Origin of the sequence: Dermabacter sp. HSID17554, assembly GCF_003989295.1 — a bacterium.
Lineage (GTDB): Bacteria > Actinomycetota > Actinomycetes > Actinomycetales > Dermabacteraceae > Dermabacter > Dermabacter vaginalis.
Genome location: NZ_RBLW01000005.1, coordinates 86,856 through 99,297, shown reverse-complemented (window position 1 = coordinate 99,297; position 12,442 = coordinate 86,856). Strand labels below are relative to the sequence as shown.

Annotated in this window: 11 protein-coding genes; 5 read left to right on the top strand and 6 right to left on the bottom strand. The window is 60.6% G+C overall.

Annotation, left to right across the window (positions count from 1 at the left end; all coding sequences use genetic code 11):
* Positions 1-142 precede the first annotated feature (142 nt).
* The 4 genes from D8M36_RS08775 (at position 143) to D8M36_RS08760 (ending at position 4,878) form a co-directional block, all read left to right on the top strand.
* Positions 143-1,423 (top strand): ABC transporter substrate-binding protein, encoded by a 1,281-nt coding sequence (locus D8M36_RS08775; RefSeq protein WP_126848315.1) that lies wholly within the window; start codon positions 143-145, stop codon positions 1,421-1,423.
* Positions 1,424-1,499: 76 nt separating this feature from the next.
* Complete coding sequence (locus D8M36_RS08770; RefSeq protein WP_126848313.1) at positions 1,500-2,384, top strand: carbohydrate ABC transporter permease; 885 nt, start codon at positions 1,500-1,502, stop codon at positions 2,382-2,384.
* Positions 2,385-2,397: 13 nt separating this feature from the next.
* Positions 2,398-3,339, top strand: coding sequence for a carbohydrate ABC transporter permease (locus D8M36_RS08765; protein ID WP_126848311.1), 942 nt, complete (start codon positions 2,398-2,400; stop codon positions 3,337-3,339).
* Between the two features lie 150 nt (positions 3,340-3,489).
* Positions 3,490-4,878, top strand: a complete 1,389-nt coding sequence (locus tag D8M36_RS08760) for an extracellular solute-binding protein (protein ID WP_126848309.1) — start codon at positions 3,490-3,492, stop codon at positions 4,876-4,878.
* A 40-nt stretch (positions 4,879-4,918) separates the two neighbouring features.
* Here the strand turns inward: D8M36_RS08760 and D8M36_RS08755 are convergent, their stop codons facing one another.
* Genes D8M36_RS08755 through D8M36_RS08745 form a run of 3 tightly spaced genes read right to left on the bottom strand, consistent with a single transcriptional unit; the run spans position 4,919 to position 8,023 of the window.
* Positions 4,919-5,785: a carbohydrate ABC transporter permease gene (locus D8M36_RS08755; protein ID WP_126848307.1), complete on the bottom strand. Its 867-nt coding sequence runs from the start codon at positions 5,783-5,785 to the stop codon at positions 4,919-4,921.
* 13 nt (positions 5,786-5,798) lie between these two features.
* Positions 5,799-6,719, bottom strand: coding sequence for a carbohydrate ABC transporter permease (locus tag D8M36_RS08750; protein ID WP_202974886.1), 921 nt, complete (start codon positions 6,717-6,719; stop codon positions 5,799-5,801).
* Between the two features lie 5 nt (positions 6,720-6,724).
* Positions 6,725-8,023 (bottom strand): extracellular solute-binding protein, encoded by a 1,299-nt coding sequence (locus tag D8M36_RS08745; RefSeq protein ID WP_126848306.1) that lies wholly within the window; start codon positions 8,021-8,023, stop codon positions 6,725-6,727.
* Positions 8,024-8,400: 377 nt separating this feature from the next.
* Here D8M36_RS08745 and D8M36_RS08740 point away from each other — a divergent pair, with 377 nt between their 5' ends.
* Positions 8,401-8,910 carry an NUDIX domain-containing protein gene (locus tag D8M36_RS08740; protein WP_223845724.1) on the top strand — a complete coding sequence of 170 codons (510 nt, stop codon included), beginning with the start codon at positions 8,401-8,403 and terminating at the stop codon, positions 8,908-8,910.
* 100 nt (positions 8,911-9,010) lie between these two features.
* Here the strand turns inward: D8M36_RS08740 and D8M36_RS08735 are convergent, their stop codons facing one another.
* Genes D8M36_RS08735 through D8M36_RS08725 form a run of 3 tightly spaced genes read right to left on the bottom strand, consistent with a single transcriptional unit; the run spans position 9,011 to position 12,111 of the window.
* On the bottom strand, positions 9,011-9,886 hold the full coding sequence (locus D8M36_RS08735) for a carbohydrate ABC transporter permease (RefSeq protein ID WP_082738837.1): 876 nt from the start codon (positions 9,884-9,886) through the stop codon (positions 9,011-9,013).
* Positions 9,887-9,898: 12 nt separating this feature from the next.
* Positions 9,899-10,819 carry a carbohydrate ABC transporter permease gene (locus D8M36_RS08730; RefSeq protein ID WP_202974885.1) on the bottom strand — a complete coding sequence of 307 codons (921 nt, stop codon included), beginning with the start codon at positions 10,817-10,819 and terminating at the stop codon, positions 9,899-9,901.
* A gap of 5 nt (positions 10,820-10,824) precedes the next feature.
* Complete coding sequence (locus D8M36_RS08725) at positions 10,825-12,111, bottom strand: ABC transporter substrate-binding protein (protein ID WP_126848304.1); 1,287 nt, start codon at positions 12,109-12,111, stop codon at positions 10,825-10,827.
* Positions 12,112-12,442 lie beyond the last annotated feature (331 nt).

Sequence of the window (12,442 nt, the reverse complement as noted above, 5' to 3'; positions counted from 1 at the left end):
GTTTGGGCCCGCGGGTGGAGAGATCTGCCCGCGGGCCTTCAGTCTTTCGTGCGGCGAATGAGGCGTGTACACTCAACTTTAGCGGTTTAGTTATCACCGGTTCGGTGCCGCTCACGACATCTCAAGGAAGAGGTACACGGCAATGAAAACAACTCGTCGCGCGGTTCTCGGTGCGGGCGTGGGGCTCATGGGGCTCACCCTCGCGGGATGCGGTCTGAGCGGTGGTGGCGGCAGCGCCGAGCAGGATAACGCCGCCAAGGAAGCCAAAGAGGGCAAGGTTGAGGGCGAGATTTCGTTCCAAACCTGGTCGCTCAAGAACGAAAAGTTCACCCCCTACTTTGAGGACCTCGTCGCGAAGTTCGAGAAAGAAAACCCGGGCGTCAAGGTCAAGTGGATGGATCAGCCGGGCGAAGGCTACGAGGACAAGCTTCTTGGGCAGGCAAACTCCGATGCACTCCCAGACGTCGTCAACGTTCCGCCGAACTTCGCGTACTCGCTCGCGAAGAACGGCATGCTCCTCGACCTCGCGAAGGCCGACGAGAAGCTCAAAGACGTGTACGTCGAGGGCGGCGTTAAGGCCTACGAAATGCCGGGAATCGACGGCAGCTATGGCTATCCCTGGTACCTCGGCACCGACATGTCCTGGTGGAACATCGATGCGCTGAGCAAGTTCGGCGTGAGCGAAGATTCGCTGCCCACGAGCTTCGACGAGCTCTACGACCTGGCCATGGAAGCCGCCAAGCAAGGAGGATCCGCTCCGATCATCTCCTCGCTTCCGGAAATCATCATCACCTCCGGTGACGATGGCAAGTTCAACTTCAATACCGACGAAAACGTCGACTTCCTCCAGAAATACGTGGAGCTGTACAAGGCCAAGGCCATGCCTGTCGAGGTGCTCAGCGATAACTACACGGGCAACGCTCAGCTGTATAAGCAGGAGAAAGTCCTCTGGACGACCGCGACCTCGAGCTACCCCACCGAGCTCAAGACCGATAACCCCGGCCTCATCGACAAGACTGTCGTGACGAAGCGCATGGGGGAGCCGCCACTCTTCGTGCAGGGCATTGCCGTATCGGCGAAATCGAAGGCTCCTGCCGCGGCGCTCGCCTTCGCGAAGTTTGCGACGAACACCGAGAACCAGATCGAATTCGTCAAGCTCGCACAGGGCTTCTTGCCCGGCACAAAGGAGGCCGCGGCGGATCCCAGCAAGTTCGCCGAAAAATCCGACATTGAGCTGCAGAACAAGGCTGTTGAGCTCGCCGCGGAGTCGATGAAGACCGCAGTCGACCCCACGAATGTCATGTGGACCGAAGACATGAAGACGAACATGGGCCAGCAAATGGCGCTCGCGATGCGTGGCGACGTCACGGCGAAAGAGGCGCTCGACGCCGCCGTGAAGTACGGCAACGATCAGCTCAGCTGAGACCAAAGGTCGGGCGAAGCTCAAGGGGGCTTCGCCCGACCTTTTCACGCCTCATCGTTGGAAGGGAAGAAGTAGCGTGCATTCATACAAGTGGTACGTGCCGTGGCTCCTCGTGGGACCCGCGGTCCTGTGGGTCGCCGTGTTTGCTCTCTGGCCGTTCGTCAATACTGTGGTCTTGAGTTTCACGAATGCGCGCCCGCTCACGGGCGGAACCTTCGTCGCTTTCGACAACTATGCAGCGCTCTTTAGTGATCCGCGCGTGTGGACATCACTTGGGACAACGCTCATCTTCACCATCGCGTGCGTCCCCCTCCTCACCTTCTTGCCGCTCTTGCTCGCCCTCCTCGTCCACCGCGTCATTCCCGGCATCTCGTTCTTCCGCACGACGTTCTATTTCCCGGTGATCGCGTCGGTCGTCGTCGTGGCCCTGATCTTCCAGTGGCTCTTCGACTCGCGCGGCGTGATCAACGAAACCTTGCAGTTCCTCGGCCTTGTCCAGGGGCCACTGCCGTTCCTGGCCTCGAGGTGGGGCCTCATCTTCACGGCCGTCGTCCTCACCGTGTGGAAGGGTCTCGGGTACTACATGGTTGTGTACCTCGCGGCACTTGCCAACGTCGGCAACGAGCTCCACGAGGCCGCCGCCATGGACGGCGCGAGCGCCTGGCGCCGCTTCTGGTCGGTGACCGTGCCCGGTGTGCGCGGCGCCATGTTCCTCGTGAGCGCCCTCATCACCGTGAGCGGCATGCGCGTGTTCTCCGAACTGTACGTGCTCTCGAAAGGGTCTGGCGGTCCTGGCGGTGAAGCGTCTTCGCTCGTCATGCTCGTCCAGCAGGTCGGCTCGGGCCTCAACGGCAGGCTCGGATACGCGTCAGCGCTCTCCGTGCTGCTGTTCCTCTTCACGGTGGGGCCGCTCATCCTCGTGGCTTACCTCAACAACCGGCCAGATTCGAACGCGCGCTAAGGAATTGAAGAGCATGTCTACTCTTGAAACCGGGGCCGGCACCGTGAACCAGGAAGCCGTCGGAACCTCGACTCGCACCTATCGCAACACGAACCGCCCGTGGCGCAGCAAGGAGTCAGGGGGGTTTAATAAGCCGACGCTTGCCGGTTTGATCGTGCGCTACGTTTTGCTCGTGGTGGTTTTCCTCGTGTCGGTGGGGCCGTTCCTGTGGCAACTCAGCACGAGCTTCAAAGGCCCGAGAGACCCGATCTACCAGTTCCCGCCGTCGCTCATCCCCAGCGATTTCACGCTCCACAACTATGTGGAGGTTGCCAACACTGTTCCGATTCTTGGCTACGCTTGGCATTCGCTCATCGTTGCCGTGACGCTGGCGATCGCGAATGTCGTGTTCTCGACCCTCGCGGGTTATGCCCTCGGGTGTCTCAAATTCAAGGGTAAGAAGATTGCTCTGGGGATCCTCTTTTCCACGCTCCTTTTGCCCGGCGAAGTGACGCTTATGAGCCAGTTCCTCACGATCAAATCGCTGGGCCTCGCCGACTCGCTCGCGGGCGTTGTGCTTCCCGGCCTGATCGGCGCGGTCAACGTTCTGCTCATGATGGCGGCGTGCCGCTCAATTCCGCCGGCGCTGCTCGACGCTGCCGTGATCGACGGTGCGAGCACCTGGCAGATCATCACGCGCGTGGTGTGGCCGAACGTTCGCGGTATGGCGAGCGTCGTCGCCATCTTCGCGTTCATCGGCGGGTGGGATGACTTCCTGTGGCCGCTGCTCGTGTTGAGTGACCCCGATAAGTACACGCTCACCGTGGGCATGCAGTACCTCAACTCGAACTTCGGTTCGAACCCGCGAGTGATCGCCGCGGGCACGATGATTGCGCTTGTGCCGATCATTATCTTCTTCGCCGTGTTCCAGCGTTTCTTCTTCAAAGGAGTGGAGGACGGCGCCGTCAAGGGATAGCAACCTCGGTGTTGCACGTGGGTGCACGCACGCCATCGCGAGCGGTGCCGTACTCGGTAAGCTAAGGGAGACCTCGCCGGGGCCACGCCCGGATAGCGGGGCAGATCCAGCCGAGTAAGTGGCTGACCCACGAGCGAGAGGACTGCGTCCATGCACCCACCCGTGACGGTCGCGAGCGGAATTCCACGCCGGGCCTTCCTCAAGGTCGCTGGCGGTGTGACGGCGGCGCTTCCACTCGGGATGCTCGCGGGCTGCGGAACTGAGCGCGACGCCTCGACACTGCGGATAGCTTTCCAGCAGTTCGGGTCCGACACGAACCTCCAGCGATGGCTGACGAGCGTAGCCGAGGCCTTTACCGCGAAGCACGAGGGAATGAGCGTTGAGCTCGTGCCGATCGTTGCCGCGACGAATGACTACTTCACGAAAAACGAGCTGCTCATGGCCTCGCCGCGCAGCTGTCCCGACGTTGTCTTCGAAGATTCCTTCATTCTCCAATCCGACATCGCCGCGGGCTACCTCCAACCGATCGATGACCTCGTTGAAGCGTGGGACGCCTGGGATAGCTTCTACCCGGCCTCCAAGGAGGCTGCCAAGGACCCCGAGGGGCGCGTGCACTTCATTCCTACGGAGACGGATACGCGCGGCATCTACTACAACAAGAGAGTGTTTGAGAAAGCGGGGCTTCCCACCGAGTGGCAGCCGACCACGTGGGACGACATTGCCGAAACCGCCGCAGTGATCCGCGACGCGAACATCGGTGCCACAGGCATGTTTATGTTCTGCGGAAAGGCCCAGGGGGAGACGGCCTCGATGCAGGGGTTCGAGATGCTTCTCTACGGTACGAAGGACACGCTCTACAACCCCGACACACAAAAATGGGTCGCGGGCTCGCAAGGCTTCATCGATTCTCTCGCGTTCTTCAAGCGGCAATTTGATGAGGGCCTTACGCTGCCCGTTGCCCGCCACTTCGACCCCAACCTCATGGATGCCGTGCAAGCCACAATGTTCCCCGAGGGAGAACTCGGCATTCTCGTGGACGGCTCGTGGATTTCTTTCCTCTGGGCCGAAGGGAGTCTCGCACCGTGGCCCACGTGGCCCGAGGACGTCGGTGTTGCCGCCATGCCCACCCAGCACGGCGAAACCCCGGGCTCCACGACGCTTTCTGGTGGCTGGGGCTGGACGATCCCCACCCACGCGCGCGACCGCGACATGTCGTTCGAGCTCATTAAAGAGCTGTGCTCACTCGAGAATCAGGTGCAGCGGAATATCTCCGGCGGCACTCTCACCACGAGAAGGGACGTCGCGATGAACGAGGAGTACAGGTCATATTCGCCGACCGTCGGATTCTTCACCGACATGCTCGAATCTGCGTACTACCGCCCGGCGTTCGCGGTTTATCCCGAGGTGTCATCGGCCCTGCAGGACGCGATGGACACCGTGATGGTGGGCGACAAAACCCCCGAGGAGGCTGCGGCCTGGTACGATGCGAAACTTGCCGAACTCGTTGGCGACGCGAACGTCGAAACCCGCAAAGCCTGAGCGCCGAGGGAGTAGTCGCCGCCGCTCATGAGGGAGTGGGCTAGGACTTCACCGCGCCCTCGGCGATCCCCGCGATGAACTGCTTCGCGCCAATGATGAACACGATGATGAGCGGCACGACCGCGATCAGGGCGGAGGCCATGAGCATGCCGTAGTCGCTTCCGTGGGCCGTCTTGAGCTGGCTCAATGCGACCTGGAGCGTGAGCTTATCCGGGTTCGTGAGCACGATGAGGGGCCACATGAAGTCGTTCCACGCACCGATGAAGGTGAACATTCCAAGGAACGCGAGGGCTGGCCTGATGAGCGGGAGGCACACGTGGCGGTATTGACGCAGGAAGCCACAACCGTCGATGCGCGCGGCCTCGAGAAGCTCCGTTGAGATGGAGTTCGTGGCGTACTGCCGAAGCCAGAACACGCCGAACGCACTCGCGAGCGACGGGAAGATCAGGGCCTTGAGGTCGCCGGTCCAACCGAGCTTGCTCATGAACAGAAACTGCGGGATGCTCGCGAGCTGGGCCGGCAGCAGGAACGTGGCCATGATGATGAGGAAGAGGCCTTTTTTGCCGGGGAACTCGAACTTCGCGAAGGTGAATGCGGTGATCGACGAGATGAAAAGTCCGAGCACCGTCACGGACAGGGCCACGACCAGGGTGTTGCCCATCGCCGCCCAAATGTTGATCTTCGAGGTGATGGTCTCGATGTTGGTGCCGAGACGATCGCCGGGAAGCACATCCGGCGGGAACTTGAAGATCGCGGACGACGGGTGGGTCGCGAGAATGAACATCCAGTAGAACGGGAACAACGAGACGAGCGCACCCGCCGTGAGCGCAATGTATTTGAGGATCGTGGTGATCCGGATCGGTTTGCGGCGGCGCACAATCGTGTCCGTATGAGTCTGAGCTGTCATGTCGAGGCGCCCCTTAGTCCTTGCGCTCGCGGGTCACGAGCCAGTTGATGATCGAGAAGAACATGACGACAACGAAAACGCCCCACGCAATCGCGGCGCCGTAGCCGTAGCGGTTCTCTTGGAAGGCCACCGAGTAGAAGTACATCACCATGGTGAGACCGGAGTTGTTGATGCCGCCCGCGCTTGCTGCGCCTCCGGAGTTCGAGGAGGTCAGCACCTGCGATTCGGTGAAGCTTTGGAGTGAGCCGATCGTGGACATAAGCGTCACAAACAGGATGATCGGCCGCAGCTGGGGCAGGGTGATGCGGAAGAAGATCTGCCACGAGTTTGCGCCGTCGAGGGCGGCGGCTTCGTAGAGGGATTTGTCGATCGCCTGGAGGCCGGCGAGGATGAGCAGCGCGTTGTAGCCAACGAACGCCCAGGTCGTGAGGCATGAGATCGCAATCTTGATGCCCCATTCGGTTTGAAGCCACGCGATGTTCTCGAAACCGAACACGTTGATGATGGCGTTCGCGATACCGAATTGGCTCGAGAAGATCGAGCTGAACAGCATACCCATCGCGACCATCGACGTGATGTTTGGGATCAGGTAGATGACCTTGTAGGTCGTCGAGAACCTGAGGGTCGAGTTGAGCATGAGCGCGAGGATCGTCGCGAGAACGAGGGTGGGCACAGTGCCCATGACCCACAGGATCAGGGTGTTGACGAGGGACTTGTAGAAGAGGGGATCGGAGATCAGGTACTTGAAATTGGTGAAGCCGATCAAGTCGAAGTCGCCCAACCCCGACCAGTTCGTGAACGCAAGCGCCATCGTGAAAACGACCGGCATCGCACCGAACACGAAAAAGAAGAAAAAGTACGGCGAGATGGCCAGGTATTGCGGCAGCGCCTTTTTGATGCGCGTCCCGAGTGGCCGGGGTTGGGGATTGCTCATATCTGTTACTTCACCTTGATGCCGGCCTGTTCGGCGATGCGCTTAGCGGCCGTGACCGCGTCCTTCCACGCCTTTTCAGGATCCTTGCCAGTCGATTCGATTTGTTCGAGCTCTGCAGTGAACGGTGCGATGACCGATTCGGAGTTCGGGTCTTCATACAGCGGGCGAACGGTTTCGGCGGCGGCGCTGAAGACCTCCGCGGCTTTTTGGCCGCCGAGGAATTCAACGGCACCGTCGACTTCGGGCATCGAGTGCGCCTCGGGTGCAGCGGGGAAGTTTCCGCTGAAGGTGTACTCGACTGCCTGGTTCTTCGCGTTGAGGATGAAGGAGATGAGCTCGAACGACTTCTTCGGATCCTTGGCGCCCTTCGGGATTGTCAGGAACGAACCGCCCTGGTTGACGGCCTCACCGGGGTGCTTGCACACGCGCCACTTGCCGGCAGTTTCGGGGGCGTCGACTTTCATGTCGGCGAGGTGCCAGGACGCGCCGAAGTCGGCGGGGAGGCGCCCCTCGTTGACGGCTGCCGCGGAGTCAGCGCTCTGCGAGTCAAGGGCGGCATTGATACCGGCAGCATTCGCCTTGACCGAGAGATCCCAGGCCTTGCGGATGTGGTCCTGATCGCCGATGAACATCTGGTTCTCGTCGATAAAGCCCTTGCCGCTTTGACGGTACGCGGTGCTGAAAATGCCGGAGCTGTTACGGATCAGGTAAGTGCCGGGCTTCTTCGCAATGAGTTCCTTGCCGAGTTCGAAGTAGGCGCCCCATTCGCGAATCGCGGCTTCGAGTTCAGCGGGTTCGGAGGGGAGGCCCGCTTCTTCGAAAACGTCGATGCGGTAGAAGAGGGCGGTGGGGCCGATGTCGATCGGGATACCGAGCTGTTTGCCGTCTTTCGAGGTGGCCTGCTGCCACTTCCAGTCGAGGTAGTTGCCCTTGATGTCTTTCGCGCCGAGTTCGTTGAGATCCTCGAAGTAGTCGGTCTTCGAGAGGAAGAAGGCGATGTCCTCGCCCTTGACGCCGGTGATGTCGGGAAGGCCGGAACCGGCGCTGAAGGTCGTCGTGAGCTTCTGCTTGAAGTCGCCGCCGATGACATTTTGGCGGAAGTTGATGTCGGGGAACTGTTCTTTGACGGCCTTGAGGGTGTCCTCACTGAAGCCTTCGGGCCAGGTCCACAGAGTGAAGTCCTTGTCGCTGCCTCCGCCCGAAGCGGAGCCGGATTTACCGGTGGAGCAGCCCGTGAGGGCGAGAGCGATGGGGCCGAGGGTGAGCGCGCTGGCGCCCAGAAGCGAACGGCGTGAGATATCCATGGAAAACTCCGTAATTCGGAAAGCGCGAGGTTATGGGAGCTCCTGAGTCCGCAGCCGTCGCGAACACAGAGCACCGAACCTTACTTCCGGGTATTGATGATGTGAAAATCCGCGGGGATATAAAGCTATCCACACGTGTGGGGTGATGAAATATGTGCGCCCCGCCGACGGTGGCAGGGAGGGCGGCAGTGCCCCATTTCGCTGGCTCCGCTGCCCGTTCGAGTATAGCGCGCGAGCGGGGGACTTTCGCCCGCGCGCCGTGCGTGGTGCGGCGCGGGAGTGGCACACCGGGCGAGGCGACCTCGACGAGCATCGACGTAAAATGCAGGCGCCCTCCGACCCTGACCGGGCTCAGGCCGCCTCGCTACCGTGGAGGCATGAGCGACCTCCTCCCGAACCCCTACTTCTACCAGCAACTGCCTACCCTCTTCAGCTCGGGTGCGGCCGTGATCCGCGACGAGCACGGTCGAATCCTCGTGGAAAAGCCGAACTATCGAGACCACTGGCTCTTGCCGGGCGGAGGCGTGGATGCCGGCGAGGATGCGCGAGAGGCGACCGCTCGGGAGCTGCGCGAAGAACTCAACCTCGATCTTCCGGTCGGCCGGCTCCTTTCGGTGAGCTGGGTGCCGTCGAGCGCCGCTTACGGCGCCCCGATGGGGGTTCATTTCGTGTTCGATGCCGGGGTGGTTCCCGAGGCGGAGCTTCGCGATCGAGTACATCTGCAGGAGGAGGAGCTGGAGGCGTGGGATCTCATCGACCCACGGGACGCCGCGATTCTCTCGCCGTGGGGCGCCGAGCGCGTGTGGCATGCTCTCGACGTTCTCGAAGGCCGCTCGGAGGTCGATCTCTTCTCGGTCAAGAAGGGCGGGAACGCGGAAGCACCGTAAAGACCTCAGGAGCGCCGCGAGATGGGCGGGCGTCGGAAATTCCGACGGTTGCCGCGCTTACGGTGAGGGCTTTGGTGGAGGGGTGTGCTCGAGCGAGACGCTACTTCAGGGCGCCCTCGGCGATGCCGGCGATGAACTGCTTTGCGCCGATGATGAACACGATGATGAGTGGAACAACGGCGATGAGAGCCGAGGCCATGAGCATGCCGTAGTCGCTGCCGTGGGCGGTCTTGAGCTGGCTCAGCGCGACCTGAAGGGTGAGCTTGCTGGGGTCGGTGAGCACGATGAGGGGCCACATGAAGTCGTTCCACGCGCCGATGAAGGTGAACATCCCGAGGAACGCGAGTGCCGGTTTGATGATGGGCAGGCACACGTGAAGGTACTGGCGGAAGAACCCGCAGCCATCCATGCGGGCTGCTTCGAGCAGCTCGGTGGGGATGGAATTAGTCGCGTATTGCCGAAGCCAGAACACGCCGAAGGCACTCGCGAGTGAGGGGAACACGAGGGCTTTGAGATCGCCGGTCCAGCCGAGTTTGCTCATAAAGAGGAACTGCGGGATGCTCGCGAGCTGGCTCGGCAAGAGGAACGTCGCCATGACGATGAGGAACAGGCCACGCTTACCCGGGAAATCAAACTTCGCAAACGTAAACGCGGTGAGGGACGCGATGATGAGGGCGAGGACCGTTACGGACACTGCTACGACAAGCGTGTTGCCCATCGCTGCCCAGATGTTGATCTTCGAGGTGATCGTGCCGATGTTTTGGCCGAGTCGATCGCCGGGGAGAACATCTGGCGGAAACTTGAAGATCGCAGATGAAGGGTGTGTCGCGAGGATGAACATCCAGTAGAACGGGAACAGCGAAATGAGCGCGCCGATCGTGAGGGCGACGTATTTCAGCACGGTCGAAAGGCGAATGGGCTTTCGCCTGCGTGGAACCGCGTTCGCGAGGGGCTTTGCTTGCGTGGTCGAACTCATGACGTTGCTCCCCTAGTCCTTTTTCTCGCGCGTGACGAGCCAGTTGATGATCGAGAAGAACATGACCACGATGAAGACTCCCCACGCGATTGCGGCGCCGTAGCCGTAGCGGTTTTCTTGGAATGCCACCGAATAGAAGTACATGACCATCGTGAGGCCCGAGTTGTTGACGCCGCCGGAATTTGCTGCCCCTGAATTATTGGAGGACGTCAGAACTTGCGATTCGGTGAAACTTTGAAGGGAGCCGATCGTGGACATGAGAGTCACGAACAGCACGATGGGCCGCAACTGCGGGAGCGTGATGCGGAAGAAGATTTGCCAAGAGTTCGCCCCGTCGAGCGCCGCGGCTTCGTAGAGGGACTTATCGATCGCTTGAAGCCCAGCCAAGATCAGCAGAGCGTTATATCCCACGAACGCCCAGGTGGTGAGGCATGAGATCGCAATTTTGATGCCCCATTCGTTTTGCAGCCAGGCGATGTTGTCGAACCCCACCAGGTTGATGAGAACGTTGGCGATGCCGAACTGGCTGGAGAAGATTGAGCTGAAGAGCATGCCCATCGCGACCATCGAGGTGATGTTCGGGATGAGGTAGATGACCTTGTAGGTCGTCGAGAACCTGAGCGTTGAGTTGAGCATAAGCGCCAGGATCGTTGCCAACACGAGGGTAGGAACCGTGCCCATCACCCACAAGATCAAGGTGTTGACGAGGGATTTATAGAAAAGTGGATCAGTGACGAGGTATTTGAAGTTCGTCAGGCCGATCAGGTCGAAATCGCCGAGGCCCGACCAGTTCGTGAACGCGAGCCCCATCGTAAACACCACGGGCATCGCGCCGAACACGAAGAAGAAGAAAAAGTACGGCGAGATGGCGAGGTATTGCGGCAGTGCCTGTTTGATGCGCGTCCCGAGTGGTCGGGCCTTCGGCTCGATCATTGTGGTCAGTTCACCTTGATGCCGGATTGTTCAGCGATGCGCTTGGCAGCCGTGACTGCATCGCTCCACGCCTTTTCGGGGTCCTTCTTTGTCGATTCCACCTGCTCGAGTTCCGCGGAGAAGGGGGCGGTCACTGCTTCCGAGTTCGGATCCTCGTAGAGCGGGCGCACGGTTTCGGCGGCAGCGCTGAAGACCTCCGCGGCCTTCTGACCACCGAGGAATTCGACCTCACCGTCAACTTCAGGCATGGCGTGAGCCTCGGTGGCTGCGGGGAAGTTTCCGCTGTGCTTGTACTCGAGTGCCTGGTTCTTGGCGTTGAGCATGAAGGAGAGGACCTCGAACGATTTCTTCGGATCCTTGGCGCCCTTCGGGATTGTCAGGAACGAGCCGCCCTTGTTCACGGCCTCACCCGGGTGCTTGCACACGTGCCACTTGCCGGAGGTCTCGGGAGCGTCCGACATGAGATCGGCGAGATGCCATGAAGCTCCGAAGTCGGCCGGAAGGCGTCCCCCGCTCACTGCTGCCGCCGAGTCGGTGGTCTGTGCGGCGAGCGCGCCGTTGATGCCGGCAGCGTTAGCCTTGACCGCGAGATCCCACGCGGCACGGATGTGCTCCTGGTCGCCGATGAACGCGCCGTTTTCGTCGATGAAGCCCTTACCGGCCTGACGCCAAGCCGTGCCGAACACGCTGGCCGTGTTGCGAATGAGGAAGGTACCGGGCTTCTTCGCAATGAGTTCCTTGCCGAGTTCGAAGTACTCATCCCACGAGCGGATCGCGTTCTCGAGCTCCGTGGGATCGGAGGGGAGGCCCGCCTCTTCAAACACATCGAAGCGGTAGAAGAGGGCGGTGGGGCCGATGTCGATCGGGATACCGAGCTGTTTGCCGTCTTTCGAGGTGGCCTGCTGCCACTTCCAGTCGAGGTAGTCGCCCTTGATGTCTTTCGCGCCGAGCTCGTTGAGATCCTCGAAGTAGTCGGTCTTCGAGAGGAAGAAGGCGATGTCTTCGCCCTTGACGCCGGTGATGTCGGGAAGGCCGGAGCCTGCGCTGAAGGTCGTCGTGAGCTTCTGCTTGAAGTCGCCGCCGATCACGTCCTGGCGGAGCGAAATGTCAGAAAATTTTTCTTTGACGGCGTTGAGAACGTCGTCACCGTAGCCCTCGGGCCACATCCACAGGATGAACTCGTTGCCGTCGCCGGCGCTTGACCCGGAGTTGCTCGTCGAGCAACCGACGAGAGCCAGTGGGCCAAGCGTGAGCGCGCTGGCTCCGAGGAATGAACGACGGGAAATATTCATTGAAAACTCCAAGTAAGCCTCGGTGGGATGCGCCGTGGATGATTCCTGTACGGCCGCGTTGCCGTGCCAGTCAATACCCGTGCGGTTAACGCCAAGTAAATGGAAAATGATGACGTAAGTAAACTTTTATCGATGCGGTTTGCGCCGACCGAAGAGTGCACTTTCTTCGAGCTAGGCCGACGGCGTGTTTTCCCCTGTCATGGGGGTTTTTCTGGGTCGGTGCGTGAGATGCCCGGTCGTGCCTCATCGAAAGCGTGGTTTCTTCCCAGGGGTAAAAGGTCATTAAGTGTGTGTTTAGTTACACGAGGTGTTTTTGTGGCTGATAAGCTCG

Bases quoted from the DNA above. Each gene is read 5' to 3' on its own strand.
- D8M36_RS08775 (WP_126848315.1), top strand. From the start codon at position 143: ATGAAAACAACTCGTCGCGCGGTTCTCGGTGCGGGCGTGGGGCTCATG.
- D8M36_RS08765 (WP_126848311.1), top strand. From the start codon at position 2,398: ATGTCTACTCTTGAAACCGGGGCCGGCACCGTGAACCAGGAAGCCGTC.
- D8M36_RS08760 (WP_126848309.1), top strand. From the start codon at position 3,490: ATGCACCCACCCGTGACGGTCGCGAGCGGAATTCCACGCCGGGCCTTC.
- D8M36_RS08755 (WP_126848307.1), bottom strand. From the start codon at position 5,785: ATGACAGCTCAGACTCATACGGACACGATTGTGCGCCGCCGCAAACCG.
- D8M36_RS08750 (WP_202974886.1), bottom strand. From the start codon at position 6,719: ATGAGCAATCCCCAACCCCGGCCACTCGGGACGCGCATCAAAAAGGCG.
- D8M36_RS08745 (WP_126848306.1), bottom strand. From the start codon at position 8,023: ATGGATATCTCACGCCGTTCGCTTCTGGGCGCCAGCGCGCTCACCCTC.
- D8M36_RS08740 (WP_223845724.1), top strand. From the start codon at position 8,401: ATGAGCGACCTCCTCCCGAACCCCTACTTCTACCAGCAACTGCCTACC.
- D8M36_RS08735 (WP_082738837.1), bottom strand. From the start codon at position 9,886: ATGAGTTCGACCACGCAAGCAAAGCCCCTCGCGAACGCGGTTCCACGC.
- D8M36_RS08730 (WP_202974885.1), bottom strand. From the start codon at position 10,819: ATGATCGAGCCGAAGGCCCGACCACTCGGGACGCGCATCAAACAGGCA.
- D8M36_RS08725 (WP_126848304.1), bottom strand. From the start codon at position 12,111: ATGAATATTTCCCGTCGTTCATTCCTCGGAGCCAGCGCGCTCACGCTT.